15 protein-coding genes are annotated in these 19,123 nt (G+C 59.2%); 10 read left to right on the forward strand and 5 right to left on the reverse strand.

Going from position 1 to position 19,123, the window contains the following annotated elements; genetic code table 11:
* Positions 1–250: 250 nt before the first annotated feature.
* The 3 genes from LOC68_RS06355 to LOC68_RS06365 form a co-directional block, all read right to left on the reverse strand.
* Positions 251–835: a hypothetical protein gene (locus tag LOC68_RS06355; RefSeq protein ID WP_230216894.1), complete on the reverse strand. Its 585-nt coding sequence runs from the start codon at positions 833–835 to the stop codon at positions 251–253.
* Positions 836–1,274: 439 nt separating this feature from the next.
* Positions 1,275–2,174: a sugar phosphate isomerase/epimerase family protein gene (locus tag LOC68_RS06360; protein ID WP_230216896.1), complete on the reverse strand. Its 900-nt coding sequence runs from the start codon at positions 2,172–2,174 to the stop codon at positions 1,275–1,277.
* A 192-nt stretch (positions 2,175–2,366) separates the two neighbouring features.
* Positions 2,367–2,945 carry an ankyrin repeat domain-containing protein gene (locus LOC68_RS06365; RefSeq protein WP_230216898.1) on the reverse strand — a complete coding sequence of 193 codons (579 nt, stop codon included), beginning with the start codon at positions 2,943–2,945 and terminating at the stop codon, positions 2,367–2,369.
* A gap of 222 nt (positions 2,946–3,167) precedes the next feature.
* Here LOC68_RS06365 and LOC68_RS06370 point away from each other — a divergent pair, with 222 nt between their 5' ends.
* The 7 genes from LOC68_RS06370 (at position 3,168) to LOC68_RS06400 (ending at position 10,461) form a co-directional block, all read left to right on the forward strand.
* A complete protein-coding gene (locus LOC68_RS06370) occupies positions 3,168–4,055 on the forward strand; it encodes a LysR family transcriptional regulator (RefSeq protein ID WP_230216900.1) in 888 nt (295 codons plus the stop codon).
* A 125-nt stretch (positions 4,056–4,180) separates the two neighbouring features.
* Positions 4,181–5,506, forward strand: coding sequence for a GTPase HflX (gene hflX / locus LOC68_RS06375; RefSeq protein WP_230216902.1), 1,326 nt, complete (start codon positions 4,181–4,183; stop codon positions 5,504–5,506).
* A 2-nt stretch (positions 5,507–5,508) separates the two neighbouring features.
* Positions 5,509–6,300 (forward strand): SDR family NAD(P)-dependent oxidoreductase, encoded by a 792-nt coding sequence (locus LOC68_RS06380; protein ID WP_230216904.1) that lies wholly within the window; start codon positions 5,509–5,511, stop codon positions 6,298–6,300.
* 133 nt (positions 6,301–6,433) lie between these two features.
* On the forward strand, positions 6,434–7,921 hold the full coding sequence (locus LOC68_RS06385) for a Gfo/Idh/MocA family protein (protein ID WP_230216906.1): 1,488 nt from the start codon (positions 6,434–6,436) through the stop codon (positions 7,919–7,921).
* 208 nt (positions 7,922–8,129) lie between these two features.
* The gene (locus LOC68_RS06390; protein ID WP_230216908.1) at positions 8,130–8,390 is read left to right on the forward strand and encodes a BON domain-containing protein; all 261 of its coding nucleotides are present in this window, start codon (positions 8,130–8,132) and stop codon (positions 8,388–8,390) included.
* A 110-nt stretch (positions 8,391–8,500) separates the two neighbouring features.
* Positions 8,501–9,253, forward strand: coding sequence for an RluA family pseudouridine synthase (locus LOC68_RS06395; protein ID WP_230216910.1), 753 nt, complete (start codon positions 8,501–8,503; stop codon positions 9,251–9,253).
* A complete protein-coding gene (locus LOC68_RS06400; RefSeq protein ID WP_230216912.1) occupies positions 9,250–10,461 on the forward strand; it encodes an amidohydrolase family protein in 1,212 nt (403 codons plus the stop codon). The genes LOC68_RS06395 and LOC68_RS06400 overlap by 4 nt, the downstream gene beginning before the upstream one ends.
* On the opposite strand, the gene purM is transcribed toward LOC68_RS06400, so the two are convergent.
* Entirely contained in the window at positions 10,454–11,515 is a 1,062-nt protein-coding gene (purM, locus tag LOC68_RS06405) for a phosphoribosylformylglycinamidine cyclo-ligase (protein ID WP_230216914.1), read from the reverse strand. The genes LOC68_RS06400 and purM overlap by 8 nt on opposite strands.
* Before the next feature lie 439 nt (positions 11,516–11,954).
* Here purM and glgX point away from each other — a divergent pair, with 439 nt between their 5' ends.
* Together glgX and LOC68_RS06415 are read left to right on the forward strand one after the other, a co-directional pair.
* Complete coding sequence (gene glgX, locus LOC68_RS06410; protein WP_230218460.1) at positions 11,955–14,042, forward strand: glycogen debranching protein GlgX; 2,088 nt, start codon at positions 11,955–11,957, stop codon at positions 14,040–14,042.
* A 118-nt stretch (positions 14,043–14,160) separates the two neighbouring features.
* Positions 14,161–15,807, forward strand: a complete 1,647-nt coding sequence (locus LOC68_RS06415; RefSeq protein WP_230216916.1) for an ArnT family glycosyltransferase — start codon at positions 14,161–14,163, stop codon at positions 15,805–15,807.
* Here LOC68_RS06415 and aspS read toward each other — a convergent pair.
* The gene (gene aspS, locus LOC68_RS06420; protein WP_230216918.1) at positions 15,773–17,557 is read right to left on the reverse strand and encodes an aspartate--tRNA ligase; all 1,785 of its coding nucleotides are present in this window, start codon (positions 17,555–17,557) and stop codon (positions 15,773–15,775) included. The genes LOC68_RS06415 and aspS overlap by 35 nt on opposite strands.
* Before the next feature lie 208 nt (positions 17,558–17,765).
* On the opposite strand from aspS, the gene LOC68_RS06425 reads away from it, so the two are divergent.
* Positions 17,766–19,097, forward strand: coding sequence for an HD domain-containing protein (locus tag LOC68_RS06425; RefSeq protein WP_230216920.1), 1,332 nt, complete (start codon positions 17,766–17,768; stop codon positions 19,095–19,097).
* Positions 19,098–19,123: the final 26 nt, after the last annotated feature.

Genomic DNA, 19,123 nt, shown 5'->3' on the forward strand with positions numbered 1-19,123 from the left:
CACCCTGGGGGACAAAAGTCGATCCCTTTTGGTTATCGCGGGGGAAACCGGTTTGTCAATTTTTTTCTCGCCCGGCGGCCTACAGGAAATCGCGCCGCAGCGGACCGACTTGTCCGCCGCTGGCGCGAGTATTTCCCGAAAGGTGCGAGCCCGTCAGATCTTCCCCGATCAAAACTCGGTTGGCGTCCGTGCCAATAAATCGCCGCCCGTGGCGTACTCGAGCGATCGGTGCGGAAGGAGCTGATTTGGGTTAGTCGTTCGGAATCATCGAATCGTCGACGACCTGAAGCAACTTGGAGATGCAGAGCTTGTTCATGCTGGTGCGACGCGTGTGGGCTTCGACGCGGAGCGACTCGTGCAGGCTCTTCGGCAGGCGAACGGTGATCACGCGGGTCGGCTCTTTCGATTCGGCCTGCGGGCTGGTCCGTTCACGCAGCTTGGCGATCATCAACTGGATCTCGCCGTACTCTTCGCATTTCTCAAAGTCGGTCAGTTGTTCCGGCACGTTGAACAAGCGACGGACGACCCCTTCGACGCCGAGGATCTCGCGGAAGAAGGTGACCCAGTCCGGCGATTGACGGAACAGGTCGCGAGCGACTCGCAGGGCTTCCTGCTTCTTTTCGGCGACCGGAGCTTGCGGAGCCATCGTGGCGACCGAGGTGGTCGGGCCGGCGGTGGTCGGCGTGGTCGGGCCTTGCGACAGCGGCGAGGTCGGCATCGGGGCCGGCTGGCTCAGTCGCTGCGGGGCCGCGGCGTACGGGTTGTTCTGGGCATAACCGGTTTGCGGCTGGCTCGTGTTGGCGAACGTGCTGCCGTGCTGGTGGAAATCGGGCATTTCGGGCTCCTTCCTTTCGATTGGAAATTGGCGTTCAGTCCTTCACCGTGAACGCGACGGTAAAGGGTATCCCAGAATCCTTGCCATCGAGTCAAGAGCAGCATCGAAATGATTGCAATGCAAGCACTTACAGCTGACAGCAGTGCATGCATCTTTTGGCGGCAGTCGCGCCACTTTTTTGGGCACGAGGTGAGTTGCACAAGTTTTAGGCAGCTTCGGTTTTCACATCGTGGAGAGTGTCCGCCTCCAAACCGCCAATTTTGTCGAAAATAGTTCAAAAAGTTTCCCGAATGGCCGTTTTGCGCACGAAAAAGCCCGGCCAGGTTCAAACCGGGCCGGGCGTGTGCCATGTCTTCTGAGCATGGCGGATTTCTGGCGTCGCTTGAGCCATGCGTTTCAGTTATGGCTCAACGCGTGGCGCTTGCTAGCAGGTTTCGGCTTAGCCGAGCTTCTCGGCGCAACGTTCCAGAAGCTTGCGGGTCGCGACGATCCCTTCGACTTCCGGTAGCTTGCTACCTTCGTATTCAACGCCGACATAGCCATGATAGCCATGCTTCTTGACGACGATTTCCATCATCTTGAAGTAGTCGGTGCGGGTTTCGTTCCCGTCCGCGTCGAAGTCGTGGCTCTTGGCGCTGACCGCCTTGGCGAACGGCATCGTTTCGTCGACCCCTTTGTAGCGGTCATAGTCATGGAAGTTGCCGAAGTCGGGCAGGGTGCCGCAGTTCGGCAGGTCGACCGTCTTCATCACGCCGGCGAGCCATTCGCCGTTCGACGACAGACCGCCATGGTTTTCGACGATCACGTTGATGTCGTACGGCTTGGCGAATTCGCTCAGGCGGCGGAGACCGTCGGCGGCCAGCTTCTGGCCTTCTTCGTACTTGGCGTCGGTCTGGGCGTTGACGCGAATCGAGTGGCAGCCGAGGAACTTGGCCGCTTCGACCCACTTGTAGTGGTTTTCGACCGCTTGGGTTCGTTTGGCGTCGTCGCTGGCGCCGAGCGGGCCTTCGCCGTCAATCATGATCAGCAGGCGTTTCACGCCCAGATCGTCGCTGCGGGTGATCATTTCGCCCAGGTACTTTTCGTCCTTGGCTTTGTTGGCGAAGAATTGGTTGACGTATTCGATCGCTTCGATGCCGCACTCTTCTTTGGCGACTTTGGCGAAGTCGAGGTTATCGAGTTTGTTGCCCTTCAGCGCTTTGTGGAGCGACCATTGGGCGAGCGAGATTTTGAAAGGAGCTTTGGCGTCGTCGGCAAATAGCGACGCGGTCGGCAGAGCGAAGGCGCCAGCGGCGGCGGCCGACAGTTTCAGAAACGAGCGGCGATCAAAATGGGTCATGCGTGAGGAGTCCTCTGATGGAGTGCGTTACTATCGTGGGGTTTTCACGGGATTCGTGACGTAACTCAAATATATCCCGGGAAAATACGGCACACAACGAACGCACGCCCGCGAAGGCTATTTCTCCGCGGCATTATCGGCACGACCCGACTCCGATCGCCTTGCAAGGGCGGCGAGCTCCGCCTTCGCCCCCTATTTGGCTGCTGGCGACGCTGGCGCGCTGCCGCTCGACTCGCGTGCGCCCGCCTCTTCTAGGATCTTCACCGTGCTGGTCTTTCCCGCCATCTTGGCGAACATGATCGCCGTCTGCTGCGTGGGGCTGGTCGAGTTGACGTTCGCTCCGGCGCTGATCAACGCCTTGAGCGTCTCGTCATGTCCTTTGAACGCAGCGCCGGAGACCGCGGTCAGTCCGGCGCGGTTTTGTGCGTCCAAGTCGACCCCGTCCGTCTTTAACAGTTCGGCGACCACATCACCGCTGTCGCGGTAGGCGGCGACGATCAGCAGCGTATCGCCGCGCGGGCTCCGGACGTTGGGGGAATGGCCGTCGGTCAGAAACTGCCGCACCTTGGCGGCGTCATCGTCGCGCACCGCCTGAAATATCTCATCGATCAGTTGGGCCGACGCTTCCTTGTCGAGGGGCACGCCGGCCGAACTGACGAGCGGGGGAGATTCGACTGGGGGCGTCATCGCAAACAGGCCAGCCATTCCGACGATGGCGAGCAGCGCGGCGCAAATCGCAAACTGGGCGGCGAAGCGAAGGAACATCAGCATGTCGGGCGACTCCAGTAGGGGGCTGCTGGCGAGGAGGAGAAATAGGGGCGCTTCGTCCGGTCAGACGACGCGGACGAAGCGCCTTTCCCACCCTATTCTCTTGCGGCGAGACGCCGCCGTCCTCACTGCTAATCATTTTCGCCCTAAATGCATCATGCTTCCAATGCATTATCGCGATATATACAATGCGTATCGGTTATTGATTCTCCTGGGGAGGCGGCGATGGAAATCAGTCAGTTGCGTTACTTCTTGAAAGTAGCCGAGTGGAAGAACTTCACCCGGGCGGCGGAAGATTTGCTCGTGTCGCAGCCGGCGCTCAGCCGTTCGATCGGCAAGTTGGAAGAAGAGTTGGGCCAGCCGGTTTTTGAGCGTCAGACCCGATCGGTCGTTCTGACCGAAGCGGGACGGCTGCTTCAATCACGCGCCGAACAGATCCTCTCGCTGATCGAAGATACGAAGTCCGAAATCACCGACGACGGTCGGACCGGGCGCATTCGAGTCGGCGCCATCCCGACGATCGCTCCTTACTTCCTGCCGGGGCTGCTGCAGTCGTTCGCCGAGTCTTCTCCCGAAGCGACCCTAACCGTCCAGGAAGAAGTTACCGAAAAATTGCTGCAAAGACTCGGCCAGGGAGAGATCGACGTGGCGCTGTTGGCGCTGCCGGTTTCGATGCAACATATCGAGGTCGAAAGCCTGTTTGACGAAGAGCTGTTTCTGGCGATGCCGGCCGGGCATCCACTGACGAGCAAGAAACGGATCACGATCGCCGACGTTCGTCCTTATCCCTTTATCTTGCTGGACGAGGCGCACTGCTTATCGGACAACATCGTTTCGTTCTGCCGGCAGAAGTCGTTCCACCCCGTTTCGATCGAGAAAACCAGCCAATTGGCGACCGTGCAGGAACTGGTCGCGCTGGGGCATGGGGTTTCGATGGTTCCGGAGATGGCCCGCCGTCTGGATCATGACCCGCGGAGGACTTATAGTTCGCTCAGTTCCCCGAAGCCGGTCCGGACGATTGCGATGGCCTGGAATCCCTACCGGTTTCAAAGTCGCTTGGTAGAACGGTTTAAGGCGGTAACCCGAAAATTTCGTTCCGCCGAAGCGGCGTGAACCTAATTCGGGGGGCGAGCGTCTCACCTGTTCCGCCGCGCAAGACTATTGGAGGTTTCGCGCGTCGGGCTAAGATAATGACAGAAGCGATTCTTTCACCCAACCATAGGTAAATACGAGGCCGCGTGACTCAACGAGAACGGAAACAAAGCGTTGCCGAAGAAAAATCGGTATTGGTCAAAGTCATCCTGCCAGAAACGGTTGTGAGCGACGATCCTCTCGACGAACTGGAAGGGTTGGCCACTACGGCCGGCACCGAAGTCGTCGGGAGAATGACGCAGCGGCGCGACAAGCCGGAGACGGCGAGCTATCTCGGTTCGGGGAAAGTCGAAGAGTTGAAGTTGTGCGCCGAAGCTTCTGGCGCCGACGTGATCATCTTCGACAACGAACTCTCTCCCGCTCAGACCCGCAACCTGGAACAGGGGACCGGTCTGAAGGTGATCGATCGGACGGAGTTGATCCTCGACATCTTTGCGACGCATGCGCGCACCTACGAATCGCGTCTCGCCGTCGAACTGGCGCAGTTGGAGTATTCGCTGCCGCGACTTAAGCGGATGTGGAGCCACTTGGACCGCATCAAGATGGGCGTCGGTATGCGTGGTCCGGGCGAAAAGCAATTGGAAGTCGACCGTCGCTTGGTGGAGAAGCGGATCAAAGATCTCAAAGACGACCTGGCGAAAGTTCAAGGTCGCCGCGAACGAGAAGTTGCATCGCGTCGCGACGTGATCACGATTTCGATCGTCGGCTATACGAACGCCGGCAAGAGCACGCTGATGAACTTTCTGACCGACGCGCAGGTGTTGGCCGAGGACAAGCTGTTCGCAACGCTCGATACCCGCACGCGTCGTTGGTATCTCCCGCACTGGGGACCGGTGCTGCTAAGCGATACGGTCGGTTTCATCCGCGATTTGCCTCACCGTTTGATCGCCAGCTTTAAGGCGACGCTTGAAGAAGCGCGTCAGGCCGACGCGCTGCTGCATGTCGCTGACGCGAGCAGTTCCGACGTTGAGAACCAGATTCGGGCGGTCTATGAAGTGTTGGCCGAAATCGGCATCGAAGAAAAGGATATGCTTCTCGTGCTGAACAAGATCGACGCGGTTGAAGATCGTCGTCGACTCGACATGCTGCTGGAGCGTCATCCCGACGCGCTGCTGATCAGTGCGAAGACCGGCGAAGGTCGCGAGAAATTCGCGCTCGCCGTCAGCGACGCGCTCAGCCGGAGCTTCCGTGACGTCGACGTCGAGACCAACATCGACAACGGCAAGTTGATGGCCTATCTGGCCGCGCATGGCGAAGTCATCTCGAAGACTTACAGCGAGACGCGCGTCCGGATTCATTGCCGCTTGCCGGCCCACTTCCTGGGACGGATCGATGACGCGGACACGGTGATTACGGATCATGTCCCGACCGCAACGGCGGTTGGCGAAGATTCGATCGAAGAAGTCGCCTGACGATGGGGCGTCGGCAGTTACGCGACCTGCGTGCCATCGTTACCGGCGCTTCGAGCGGAATCGGGCGAGAGCTGACGCTGCAACTAATCGCCGCCGGCGCCAAAGTAGTGGCGACCGCGCGGCGAGAAGATCGCTTGCAAGCGTTGGCCAGTGAAGCCGCCGCGCCCGATCGATTGGTCGTCGTTCCCGGCGACGTTTGCGATTCGCAGCTCCGCACGCAACTGGTGCAGACCGCGTGCGAACGCTTTGGCGGACTCGATTTGCTGATCAACAACGCTGGCATCGGGGCGCTTGGTCCGTTTGCCGATGGATCGTCCGAGCGACTCCGCACAGTCATGGAAGTCAATTTCTTTGCGCCGGTCGAACTGATTCGCGAGGCGATTCCGGCGCTGCGTCAGGGGAGAACGCCGGCCATCTGCAACGTTTCTTCGATCCTCGCCCATCGAGCTGTGCCCGCCAAAAGCGAGTACTGCGCCAGCAAGTTTGCGATCCACGGGTTCAGCGACGCCCTGCGGGCAGAACTCGCTAGCGAAGGTATCGACATGATCCTGGTCAGTCCCAGTACGACGGAAAGTGAGTTTTCGTCCGCCGTGATCGAAAAGTCGGGGCGTCAGCCGGCGAAAGGGAAGGGGGCGATGACCTCTGCTGCGGTAGCCAGAGCTGCGATTAAGGCGGTTCAATCCGGCAAGCATGAGGTGATTCTCAGCCTCGGCGGTAAGGGCTTGGTCTGGCTCGATCGATTAGCGCCGACCTTGTCGGATTGGCTGGTCGCCCGCTTCGGATTCGACCGCTGACCACTGGCGTCAGGAAAAAAGTCTTGGCGTAATGATTTCCAATTGAGCCGAGATCGTTTATCATTGCGGTAGTGCTTTCGCACTTATTCCTACCTTACGCGCAATCTTTTTACCCGCCTAAACGGAGCGCCACATGACTTTGAAGTCTCGTCGTCAATTCTTGGAACAATCGATGTTCGCAACGGCTGCCGCTGTTGCGGCCAATGCCGCTGCTCCGCTGATGGCGGAAGAAACGAAACAGAGCAGCAGCCCGAACGAAAAACTGCGCGTCTGCACGGTCGGCGTGAATGGCCGTGGTATGTCGCACGTCGGCGGTATGCTGAATCGTAAAGACACCGAATACGTCTACATCTGCGATTGCGATACCGACGTGGCGGAACGTCGCGCTCAGCAAGTCGCCGACAAGCAAGGCAAAAAGCCGAAGATCGCGACCGACATTCGTAAGGTGTTGGAAGACGACAGCGTCGACATCATCACGATCGCCACGCCGAATCACTGGCACGCTCTGGCCGCGATTTGGGCGCTGCAAGCCGGCAAAGACGTCTACGTCGAAAAACCGGTCAGCCACAATGTGAGCGAAGGTCGCCGCATCGTTGAAGCGGCCGCCAAGTACAACAAGATCTGCCAGGCCGGTACGCAAAGCCGCTCGAACCCGGGCATGATCGACGTGATCGATTTCGTGAAGAACGGCGGCATCGGTAAGATCAACGTCGCTCGCGGTCTCTGCTACAAGCCGCGTCCTTCGATCGGTCCGGTCGGCGATTACCCGGTTCCGGCGTCGGTCGACTACGATCTCTGGGCGGGTCCGGCTCCGATGGGTCCGGTGACTCGCAAGAAGTTCCACTACGATTGGCACTGGCAATGGCCGTACGGTAACGGCGACCTTGGCAACCAAGGCATCCACCAGATGGACATCGCACGTTGGGGGCTTGGCGTCGACGAACTGAGCTCGCAGGTGATCAGCTACGGCGGTCGCTACGGCTACGAAGACGCCGGCACCACGCCGAACACGCAAGTGATCATTCACAACTACGGCGACGCGTCGCTGGTGTTTGAAGTTCGCGGTCTGGTTTACGACAAGTCGTTGCCGGCCAGCAGCAAGAACTACAAGGGTTCGGCGATCGGCGTCATCTTCGAAGGTTCGGACGGCTACGTCGTGATTCCGTCGTACAACGGCGGCGTCGCTTTCGACAAAGATGGCAACAAGATCAAGGAATTCAGCGGCGGCGGCGACCAGCACCACTATGACAACTTCATCAGTGCGGTTCGCTCGCGCAACGCCGATAGCCTGAACGGCCACATCGTCGAAGGTCACCTCTCCAGCGCCTTGTGCCACACCGGCAACATTTCGTACCTGTTGGGCGAATCCGTTTCGGCCGGCGAATGCCTGGAACGTCTGGAAGCGATCGAAACGACCGAAAACGTCAAAGCGACGCTCGATCGTTTCACCGAGCACCTGAAGGACAACAAGGTCGACTTGGTGAAAGACAAGGTCAAAATTGGCCCGAACCTGAAGATGGACGGCAAGGCCGAAACCTTTACCGGCAACGAAGCGGCCAACAACCTGTTGACCCGCGAATATCGCAAGCCGTACGAAGTTCCGGCCGAAGGGAAGGTCTAAGACCCTCTCCTGCTGCAGATTCGTTACAACCGAAAACGCCGGCGCTCGCTCGCCGGCGTTTTTGTTTTTTCCGTCCGGCAAAGCGACGGAATACTTCAAAAGTTCTTACTCAATTCATCCAGCGTTCGAATTCGGGACGTAATTTATAGAGAAAAGAGAAAAACCCCTTATGCAAATTGGATCAGGAAGTCTTCCAATGAACGCTCTGATGACGGATTTAGAAATTACCGCCGGCGAAGATCGCCGCGCCTCTTCCGACGCCATTCTTACGACGGCCGTCCGGCAAATGCTGGATGCGAGCGGTCGGACGGAACTGTCGCGTCTGTACTGCGCCGCTTGTGACGGCGAAGTGGTCCTCTGCGGCACGGTCCCGACCGACTCGCTGAAACTGACCGCCGTGCAATTGGTCTCGCGCCTGGCGACGGTTCGCCGCGTTTCGGACTACATCGAAGTCGCTCACTCCTGCTAGTCGAGCGACTCTTCGCCGCTGGCGATGGTTAGCCGCATTCCCTTGCTTGCGCTGCGGGCTAGTGTGGAGGCGTCTGACGTGATCCGGCGTCGGTTCGCTATAATGGCCGGATGAACGAATCCGTCTCGCCCGGTATCGATATTCTGTACCAGCAGGGCCCCTGTTTCTGCGTCGCCAAGCCGGCTGGGCTTTTGACCCAAGCGCCCCCGCACATCGATAGTCTTGAGTCGCGGATCAAAGCGTTCATCAAGCGGCGGGAAGAGAAAACGGGGAACGTCTATCTGGGCGTCCCCCATCGATTGGATCGTCCTGTCTCCGGCGTGTTGGCGTTTGCGCGGCATGTGCGTGCGGCGCGGCGGATCTCGCAGCAGTTTGAAACCCGCCTGGTGCGGAAGGTCTATTGGGCGATGGTCGCCGGGCAGCCGGAAGCGGACCGCGGCGTCTGGGAAGATCCGATCCGCAAGATTCCGGACGTCGCAAAAGGAGAGATCACCGCGGAGTCCGATCCCGACGCACGTTGGGCGCGACTTACGTACGAAGTGCTGCAGCGGACAGAGCAGGGCGCCTGGCTTCAGATCGAGCTCGACACCGGCCGCTACCATCAGATCCGCGTGCAGTGCGCCGCGCACGGCTATCCGATTCTGGGAGACGAACTCTACGGCAGCACGATCGGGTTCGGTCCGCAACGAGTCGACGAGCGCGATCGACACATCGCGCTGCATGCACGTTACCTGCGCTTCAAGCATCCGATGGTTGATGAGATTGTCGCGGTGACGGCGCCGCTCCCCGAAACTTGGAGTGAGATCGCCGGTTGGCGAGCCGATTGGGAATCGCAGCACGTGATTGAGGATCCGACGTCATGAGCCGAGCGACTTGCTGTTATCAGGCGAAGTGGCTGATCCCGGTCGATCAGCCGCCGATCGAGAATGGTTTGCTCAGCGTCGCCGATGGACGCATCGTCGCTGTCGGCGAGAATCTTTCTGGCGCCGCGCCGATTGATTTGGGAGACGTCGCATTAGCGCCAGGTCTCGTCAACGCGCATACGCATCTCGAGTTTAGCGACATCGACGCTCCGCTTGGCGAAGCGGGGATGGAGTTTCCGCTTTGGATTCAGCAAGTGGTTGGTCGACGTCGCGCGGCCGGCGAACTTTTGGAAACGCAAAAAGCGGCGGCAATTTCGGCCGGCATTCGTGAGTCGCAAGAGCAGGGGATCGCCGCGCTCGGAGAGATCACGACGATGCCCTATTCGCTGGAGATGTATGCCGAAGAGCCCGGCGTCGTTTCGCTGCTCGAATTGATCGGCCTATCGCCGGAGCGAGGAGCCGAGTTGCTCGAAGCGGCGAAGTCGCATTTACAACAGGGTAAGTCGCGTGGGATGGCAGTTGGGCTGAGCCCGCATGCCCCCTATTCGGTTCACCGCGACGTCGTCGCCGTGGCGGCGCGAATGTCGGCCGATACGAAAACGCCGTTGGCGATGCACCTGGCGGAATCACGCGACGAGTTGCAACTGCTCGACTCGCAGAGCGGGCTCTTTCGCGAGATGCTGGAGAAGTTCGGCGTTTGGCGGGATGACGCCTTTTCGCCGCGGAAGCGTCCTGTCGACTATCTCCGGATGCTGGCGGTCGCCCATCACGCGCTGCTCATTCATGGCAACTACTTTGACGACGCGGAGATCAACTTCGTGGCGGCTCGCCCGGCGAAGATGACGGTCGTCTATTGCCCGCGGACGCACGCCTATTTCGATCATCCGAAACATCCGCTGGCCGAACTCCTTCGCCGGGGAGCGTCACTAGCGATCGGAACCGATTCGCGGGCGTCGAATCCCGACCTGGCGCTATGGCGCGACGTACAACTTGCCGCGAAGTCGTTTCCCGAGATTTCGCCGGAAGCCTGGTTGTCGATGGTTACCGAGTCGCCGGCCAAGGCGCTCGGGATTGAAACGGCCTTTGGCGCGTTGGCCGTGGGGAGAGGGGCGAAGCTGATCGCTTTTCCGCTGGCGACGGAAGTGAATTCCGCACAGCTGTTTGAAGCGATTCTCGAAGTTGAGCCGCAACCGGTCTGCGTTAGCTGACGCAGACCTTGCCGGTTCCGTCGACCACTTCGCCGATATCGAACGTCTCGAAGCCGCAGTCGGCGACCATGCTCTTTACGCTGTTGGCGTAGTACGAGCTGACGATCAGCGTCAGGCCGATCCCCATGTTAAAGACGCGGGCCATTTCGGCGTCTTCGACTTCACCCAACTTTTGCAGCCAGGGGAAGACGGCCGGGCGGGGCCAAGACTTGCCGTCGATTTTGACGTCGACGTTCTTGGGCAGGATCCGTTCGATGTTCTCGGCCAGACCGCCGCCGGTGATATGCGCGATGCCGTGGACGACGTTTTTCACCTTGTAGTGGTTCAACACTTTGCGAACCGGGGCGACGTAGATCTTGGTCGGTCGGAGGAGCGCTTCGCCGACCGTTTCGCCCAACTCTTCCACATGTTGATCGACCGACAACTTGGCGAGGTCGAACACGATCTTGCGAACCAGGCTGAAGCCGTTGGAGTGGACGCCGCTCGACGCGATGCCGATCACTTTGTCGCCGGCGGCAATGTGCGAACCGTCAATCAGGTGGGCCCGCTCGGCGACGCCGACGCAGAACCCGGCCATGTCGTAATCCCCGACCTGGTAAATGTCGGGCATGATGGCGGTTTCGCCGCCGACCAAGGCGCAGTCCCCCTGCAGGCAGCCGTCGGTGATTCCCTCGACCAAGTCTTCCAGCAGATCGGGATCGTCCTTCCCCATCGCGATATAGTCGAGAAAGAAGAGGGGTTCGGCGCCGCAGCAGATGGCGTCGTTAACGCACATCGCGACCAGGTCGACGCCGACCGTCTTATGAATCCCAGTTTTTTCCGCAATTTTCAGCTTTGTGCCGACCCCGTCCGTGCAGGAAATAAGGACAGGATTCTCGTACTTGCGGGCGAATAAAGAATTATCAAAGTCGAGCTTAAAAAGCCCCGCAAAACCGCCGTCGAGCTTCATTACTCGCGGGCTGTGGGTGCGGTGAATGAGACGCGGAAGTCGCGACATCGACTCGGCATAGATATCCAGATCGACGCCGGCGTCCTTGTAAGTTGCTTTAGCCATTGACTTTATTCGTGCAAGCTGCTGAAGAAAGAGGCTATTTTCCCGCTGCCGGTGCAGATTGTCAACGAGCCGACGAGGGAACGGTGGAACGCGGTTTCCCCCTGAAATTTCACTTAATTCCCACGAAATACGCCTTCCGGCCGCAGTGATTATTCCAGATGGCCCAATCGTTGCTATGATCCGTGTGGAAGGGATCGCACGGTATTTGCGAAATGTTGACCCACCACGAGGCATCATCGCTGGTCGTAGTCGGCAAGGTTTTCGCAGCACATCGCCGTTAACCCTAAGCTATTGTTTCGCCAGATGATGCAACAAGCGACTAGATTCAAAAAAACAAGATAGCGAGGGGTGAATTCAACGACACGGTCTGAAGTCGGGTGTTAGCTTTAAATCGCTGATGCGAGGAAGCCCGTCTGACGAAGGAGCAATGTCGTCACCTATGCTTATGGTTTATCCCCACCCGGAGTTGCAGTTTACTCACATCCTCCCGTACGGCGCTGTGCTGCACGAGCGAGGCGTTCAATTCGTCGTGTTCAGTCGCCATGCGACTGCAATGCGGCTGTTGCTGTACAAATCGGTAGAAGATACGGAACCGACTGAAATCATCGATTTCGATCGTGATACCGATCGCTGGGGCGATATCTGGAGCATTTTCGTCCCTGGCGTTTCGGCCGGACAACTGTATCACTTCCAGGCCGAAGGTCCCTACGATCCGAGCCGCGGTTTGCTGTTTGACGGCCGCGCTCGTTTGATCGATCCGTACGCCAAAGCGCTAGCCGGCACGTTCCAGGCCGCGTATGACGGAATCGTCCGTCCGCCGAAGTGCGTGGTGGTCGACGACCAGTTTAACTGGGAAGGAGATCGCCACCTCCGCCGCGACTTGTCGGAATCAATCATCTACGAGATGCACGTCAAAGGGTTCACCGGAAGCGAAACTTCCGGCGTGAAGAACCCCGGCACCTACGCCGGCGTGGTCGAGAAGATTCCGTATTTGAAATCGCTCGGCGTGACGGCGGTCGAACTGATGCCGGTCCATGAGTTTCCGATCATGGACATGATGACCGGCGAAAAGCCGAGCCGCACCAACTACTGGGGCTACGACACGATGGCGTTCTTTGCGCCGCATCGTGGTTACGCCGCCAGTAAAGAGCCAGGCGGTCAGGTTCGCGAATTCAAAGAGATGGTGAAGGCGCTGCACCAGGCCGGGATCGAAGTGATCCTGGACGTCGTCTTCAACCATACCTGCGAAGGAAACGAGATGGGCCCGATCTTGAGCTTCAAGGGGCTCGAGAACCCGGTCTATTACATGCTGGCCAACGGCGGCAGCCACTACAAGAACTACTCTGGTTGCGGTAACACCGTCAACGGGAACCATCCGATCGTCCGCGAGATGATCTTCCATAGTCTGCGACATTGGGTGCACAACTACCATGTCGACGGCTTCCGGTTCGATCTCGCGTCGATTCTTAGCCGCGATCGTAACGGTAATCTTGTGCCGAACCCGCCGCTGGTCGAAGCGATTGCCGAAGACCCGCTGTTGGCCGACACCAAGATCATCGCCGAAGCGTGGGACGCCGCTGGCGCCTACCAGGTCGGTTCGTTCGCCAACTTGCGTTGGGCTGAATGGAACGGTCGTTATCGCGACGACATCCGTTCGTACTGGCGCGGCGACCCGGGCAAGCTGGGCGCGCTGGCGACTCGTTTGGCCGGATCGAGCGATCTGTACCAACCGGGCGGACGTCAGCCGTACCACAGCATTAACTTCATCACGTCGCACGACGGCTTTCCGATGAACGACCTGGTGTCGTACAACGAAAAGCACAACGACGCGAACGGCGAACACAACCGAGACGGCGACAACCACAACATCAGCTACAACTATGGCGTGGAAGGCCCGACTCGTCGTCGCAGCATCGAGAAAACGCGTCAGCGCCAGATCAAGAACATGATGACCACGCTGCTCCTCTCGCAGGGCGTGCCGATGGTTTTGATGGGGGACGAGTGTCGTCGTACGCAGGGGGGGAACAACAACGCCTACTGCCAAGACAACGAAATCTCGTACATGAACTGGAAGCTGGTCGAGAAGAACGCCGACATGCGGCGGTTCGTCAAAGCCTTGATCGCGTTCCGTCGCGATCAGCCGACGGTCCGTCAAAAGCACTTCCTCAGCGGCAAGGGAACCGGTCGACGCGGCTTGTACGACGTCAACTGGTACAGCGCTCTGGGAACGGCGGTCAACTGGGACGCGGCTGAAGGAACGCTGATTTGCGTTCTGGCGGCCCCGGACCAGCACAATGATCCGCATGGGGTTGGCCGCGACGTGCTGTTGGTGATGAACGCCACCGCATCGCCGGCGCAGTTTATTCTGCCGCCGGTCGCCAAAGCGACCAGCTGGCGGATGTTCGTCGACACCGCCGCCGAACCTCCGGCCGACGTTTATCCCGATTTGAACGGGCCCCGTCCGCCGGCTTCCGGTAAGTTCATCATGCCGGAACGTTCGATGCGAGTTTACGTCGCCGCACGTTAAAACCGATATCTTCGGAATGATCGACATTCGATAGCCCGCGCCGCAAGGTGCGGGCTATTCTTTTGGAGACTGCCCCTGATCGTGGGGCTATCCCTCCACCATTGCCCCCGACATTCCCGTGGTACGCTGGAAAATCGTCTTCGCTTGCCAGGCGCTTTTCATCGCCCTTTATGTGATGATCGCGCCGATGGTCATGTACGCCATCGGACCCGATGGCGCAGCTTACGTTCAGCAAGCCGACTTCTTCGCACACGGCGATTTTTGGCAAGCGGCTTCCGGCTATTGGAGCCCACTTTTGCCAGCGCTCTCGGCGCCGATGATCTCACTGGGACTTGATCCGGTCGTTGCCTTTCGCATCGCCCAAGGAATTTTCGGCGTCGGCTACGTCGCCGCCGCGATCTGGGGCACGACGAAGATCTTCTCGATCGAAGCTCGCGGTCAGTGGATCATCGGACTCATTACATCGATTACCGCCGCCGTCTGGAGCGGCGCACTGACGACGCCCGACGTGGCGCTCGCCTGTTTTCTGCTCCTCTACTTCCCGTTCTCCGCTTCCGACAAGCTGCTAACCGATTGGCGTCATGCCGCGCTGGCTGGCGTGCTCGGGGCGATCGCGTTTTTGGCGAAGGCTTACGCGTTTCCCTTCTTCCTGGCCCACTTCACGTTTTGCGTCGCCGTTCGCTGGCTCGCGGATCGGCACGAAACCGCTTTTTGGCGGGCCTGCGCTAGTTGGGGTTTGGGGATCGCTGCGTTCGCGATCGTTTGCGGTCCGTGGATCGGCGCTTTGTCGACTAAGTACGGACGCTTCACCTTCTCGAACTCCGGCGCCTTTAACCACTATCAGGTCGGCATCCAGGACTTCGACTGGAAGGTCGTCTGGAAACTGCAGATGGCGGACGACGGTCGCTACAACATTTGGGAAACGCCGGAGCGGCTCGACTTTACCGATTGGTCCCCCATCGAGTCGAAAGAAAACTTCCTGCGTCAGGCTCAGCATATCCGCGAGAACGGTAAGAAGATTCTCGGCGGCTTCTGGACATTCGACCCGATTGGGTTGTTTCCGGCGATGATCGTGATCGCTGGCTTCACCGTTTGCGTCTTTGGCGACAAACGAGCGAAGTTCGGCGCCGTCTGGATGATCCTGACCTGCGGCATTTACGCCGGCGGCTTTTTGCCGGTGGCGTTTGAACCCCGTTATATGGCGCCGGTGCTGTTGCCGCTCTGCGTCGCCCAGCTATGGTCTTTCATTGAGTGGCTAATGACGGTCGAAGTGGAGCGGCCTTCGCTCAGTTGGACGCGCCGCTGGGCGCCGATTGCGCTCGCCGCTTACCTGGTGGTCGGCTGTTGCGCGCGACCTGGGTTCTTCTTCCTGCGAGACGCGTTTAACGAACGTGGTTCCGGCCGCGTGATTCGCCATTACGCCAATTTGCTGGCCGACAAGCAGTTCTCCGGCCCGGTTGCGCTGATTGGCGATCGTTGGCAGGATGCGCTGCTGATTTCGTATTACTCGCGAGTTCCGTTTCTCGGGAAGTCGTACGCCGCCGATTGGAACGAAGCGGAACAGGAATTCGACGCGTTCGGCGTGCAGACGCTGATCGTCGATTCGCGCGATCCGCTTTCCAAAGAAATCACCAGCCGCGGCGACTGGGAATTAATCGCCGAGTCGCCGGTACTGGATTACGAATTGCGAACCTATCGCAAGGTCGAGAAGAAGGCGCCGGAAGTGACGGCTACTTCTTCAGTTCGTCCTGACGCAGGATCTTAATCGCGAGCTCTTCAAGCTGCTTGCGATCGACTTCGCCAGGAGCGTCGGTCATCAGGTCGGCCGCACGTTGCGTCTTCGGGAACGCGATGCAGTCGCGGATGTTGTCGAGTCCGCCGAACAGCATCACCCAACGGTCGATCCCCAGCGCGATGCCGCCGTGCGGCGGAGCGCCAAACTGCAGCGCGTCGAGCAGGAAGCCGAAGCGTTCTTTCGCATCTTCTTCCGACATGCCAAGCAGACCGAAGACTTTCTGCTGGATGGCGTTGTCGTGGATACGAATCGTACCGCCGCCAGCTTCGCTACCGTTGATCACCAGGTCGTAGGCGACCGCACGGCACTTGCCCGGATCGCTTTCGAGGAACTGGAGGTCCTGCGGACGAGGAGCGGTAAACGGATGGTGCATCGCGACCCAGCGATCTTCCTCTTCGTCGTGCTCGAACATCGGGAACTCGACGATCCACGAGAAGTGCATCGTTTTCGGATCGTACAGCTTCAGCTCGGCGCCGAGACGCTTGCGGAGCGCGTAGAGCGCCTTGCAAGTGACGCTGAACTTGTCGGCGACGATCAGGATCATGTCTCCCGGTTCGGCGTCGAAGCGTTCTTTGAACTTGGCCAGCATCTCTTCGCTGAAGTTCTTGGCGATCGGCGAGTTGAGTTTGCCATCCGCTTCGCACTTGAACCAGGCGAGCCCCTTGGCGCCAAAGTCGTTCGAGACGAATTCGGTCAACTCGTCGATCAGACGGCGCGAGTATTTGTCGGCGGCGCCCTTGGCGTTGATGCCGCGAACGCGATTGCCTGCTTCAGCGACCGCCTTGAAGACGCGGAAGTCGCACTCGCCGGCCAGGTCGGTGGCGTCGATCAATTCCATGCCGAAACGAAGGTCCGGCGCGTCATGGCCGTAACGCTCCATCGCTTCGTCAAAGGTCATCTGCGGCAGCGGCAGCTGAACGTCGATTCCCTTCAGCTCTTTGGCCGACTTTTGGACCAGGCCGTCGATGATGCCGATCACGTCGTCCTTTTCGACGAACGCCATTTCGACGTCGAGCTGGGTGAATTCCGGCTGACGGTCGGCGCGAAGGTCTTCGTCGCGGAAGCAGCGGGCGACCTGCACGTAGCGATCATAGCCCGCCATCATCAGGATCTGCTTGTAGAGCTGAGGCGACTGCGGCAACGCGTAGAAGTGGCCGTGGTGAACGCGGCTAGGAACCAGATAGTCGCGAGCCCCTTCCGGCGTGCTGCGGCCGAGGATCGGGGTCTCGACGTCGATGAATTGGTGTTCTTCAAAATAGTCGCGCATCATTTTGATGATGCGGCTGCGGAGCAACAGCGTTTCCTGCATCACCGGACGACGCAGATCGAGATAGCGGTGCTTCAGACGGAGGTCTTCCCCCGGCAGGTCTTGTTGCGTCGGCAGGAACGGCGGGTTCTTGCACTTGTTCAAGACTACCAGCTCAACGCAGCGAAGTTCGATCTCGCCGGTGATCAGCTTCGGGTTGACCGTCCCTTCAGGGCGAGCGTGGATCGTGCCGCGAACTTTGATCACGTCTTCGCAGCGGAGCCCACGCGAAGCTTCCTGAACGGCGGCGCCGCTTTCGGGGCTGAAGACGACTTGCGTTTTGCCATAGCGGTCGCGCAGGTCGATGAAGAGACCGCCGCCGTGGTCGCGATAGCTGTCGACCCAGCCGCACAAAGTAACTTCAAGGCCGATCTGAGCGGAACGTAGCTCGCCGCAAGTATGCGTTCGTAACACAGGAGGTTCCCGAATATGGGCTGCCGGTGGGGGTGAAATCACGTATTCTAGACGCACAGGGCCAATGCGCAAAGGTTCCCCTGGCGGATCCAATCCCCCACGAGCGGCCGATCCAACGTTAATTTTCGCGGAAACGGCGGTTTGTGCGATTTGGGCGGATTCCGCGCGTCGCCTTCTCAGCCGGCCGAAAACGGGGTATACCCAGCGAATGACCGATATTTTGCACATCCCCGAAGTCGCCGGCCTGAACGTCAAACGCCAGGTCGTTCGTATTCCCCCCGAGATGGACGTCCCGCTATCGCCGCGGGTTCGGCAATTAATCGACTCGCCGGAGTTCCGTCGTTTACAGCAAATCAGCCAGTTGGGCCTGGTTTCGCTCGTTTACCCGGCGGCCAACCATACCCGGTTTGAACATTCGCTAGGGGTCTACCGGACCGCGCTCCTCTATCTGCAGCAGTTGGCTCATGACGAGCGATTCGCCGAGATCATCACTCCGGCCGACGCCGAACTGCTGATCGTCGCCGCTTTGCTGCACGACCTGGGGCATTGGCCCTTTTGCCATCCGATCGAAGACCTGCGTCTGGCCAACGTTCCACAGCACGAGATGTTCGCCAACAGCTTTTTGCTGGAAGGGGAAATCGCCGACTGCCTGCGCGACGACTGGAAAATCAATCCTCGAGACGTCGTCGCCCTGCTTTCGGAAAAGCCCCGTAACAAAAAAGTACAGGTGTTGCAAAGCATCCTCTCGGGGCCGATTGACGTCGACAAGATGGATTACCTCCGTCGCGACAGTCTGCATGCCGGCGTGCCGTACGGGATGAACTTTGACGAACAGCGTCTGGTCGGCAGCCTTTGTCTGAACCAGGCGGGTACGGGGCTGGCGCTAACCAACAAAGGAAAGACCGCCGCCGAGATGATGGTCTTCGCGCGGTACGTCATGTTCAGCGAAGTCTACTGGCATCACGCGGTTCGTTCAGCGACGGCGATGTTCCTGCGGGCGTTCTACATGCTGCATGATCAACTCGACTTGGATTCCCTCTTCCGCCAGGTCGAGCAGCCGATGATCGCGTCGATGCGAGCGGCCGCCGGCAATGGTCCGGCGCGGGATCTGTTGTTCGGGTTGTTCGGTCCGGTCCGTCGCGTTTACAAGCGACTGCTGGAATACAGCTTCGTCGAGAGCCCGGAGTTCTATGACTTGATAGCGCGTCGTCCTTACGCGTGGCTCGAACGTTTGTCGGCGGAATTGGCGAATCGACTGAGCACCACGATGACCCGCCGCATCGCACCGCATGAGATCTTGATCGACGCGCCGCCGATCAAGTTGGAAGTGCAGTTCAACATCGAGATCTACACTCCCAAGATCGATCAATATCGGATGCTGGGGCAGGTCTCGCCGATGGTCGAAACGTTGGCGAAACGGCAGTTTGACGACTACGTGAAAAAGGTCCGCGTCTTTGCGCACCCGGCGATCATCGACGATCTAAGGAAGATCGAGAATCTGGAAGAGCTGCTGGCCGACGCGATCGAAGCGATCGACTAGCGCAATAATAGCCCGCAGCGCAAGCA

This window comes from Blastopirellula sediminis (genome assembly GCF_020966755.1).
Taxonomy (GTDB): domain Bacteria; phylum Planctomycetota; class Planctomycetia; order Pirellulales; family Pirellulaceae; genus Blastopirellula; species Blastopirellula sediminis.

Coding starts and splice junctions, on each gene's coding strand:
- purM (WP_230216914.1), bottom strand. CDS start 11,515: ATGGCTAAAGCAACTTACAAGGACGCCGGCGTCGATCTGGATATCTAT.
- LOC68_RS06390 (WP_230216908.1), top strand. CDS start 8,130: ATGACGGATTTAGAAATTACCGCCGGCGAAGATCGCCGCGCCTCTTCC.
- LOC68_RS06400 (WP_230216912.1), top strand. CDS start 9,250: ATGAGCCGAGCGACTTGCTGTTATCAGGCGAAGTGGCTGATCCCGGTC.
- LOC68_RS06380 (WP_230216904.1), top strand. CDS start 5,509: ATGGGGCGTCGGCAGTTACGCGACCTGCGTGCCATCGTTACCGGCGCT.
- LOC68_RS06370 (WP_230216900.1), top strand. CDS start 3,168: ATGGAAATCAGTCAGTTGCGTTACTTCTTGAAAGTAGCCGAGTGGAAG.
- LOC68_RS06355 (WP_230216894.1), bottom strand. CDS start 835: ATGCCCGATTTCCACCAGCACGGCAGCACGTTCGCCAACACGAGCCAG.
- glgX (WP_230218460.1), top strand. CDS start 11,955: ATGCTTATGGTTTATCCCCACCCGGAGTTGCAGTTTACTCACATCCTC.
- LOC68_RS06385 (WP_230216906.1), top strand. CDS start 6,434: ATGACTTTGAAGTCTCGTCGTCAATTCTTGGAACAATCGATGTTCGCA.
- LOC68_RS06360 (WP_230216896.1), bottom strand. CDS start 2,174: ATGACCCATTTTGATCGCCGCTCGTTTCTGAAACTGTCGGCCGCCGCC.
- LOC68_RS06395 (WP_230216910.1), top strand. CDS start 8,501: ATGAACGAATCCGTCTCGCCCGGTATCGATATTCTGTACCAGCAGGGC.
- LOC68_RS06425 (WP_230216920.1), top strand. CDS start 17,766: ATGACCGATATTTTGCACATCCCCGAAGTCGCCGGCCTGAACGTCAAA.
- LOC68_RS06365 (WP_230216898.1), bottom strand. CDS start 2,945: ATGCTGATGTTCCTTCGCTTCGCCGCCCAGTTTGCGATTTGCGCCGCG.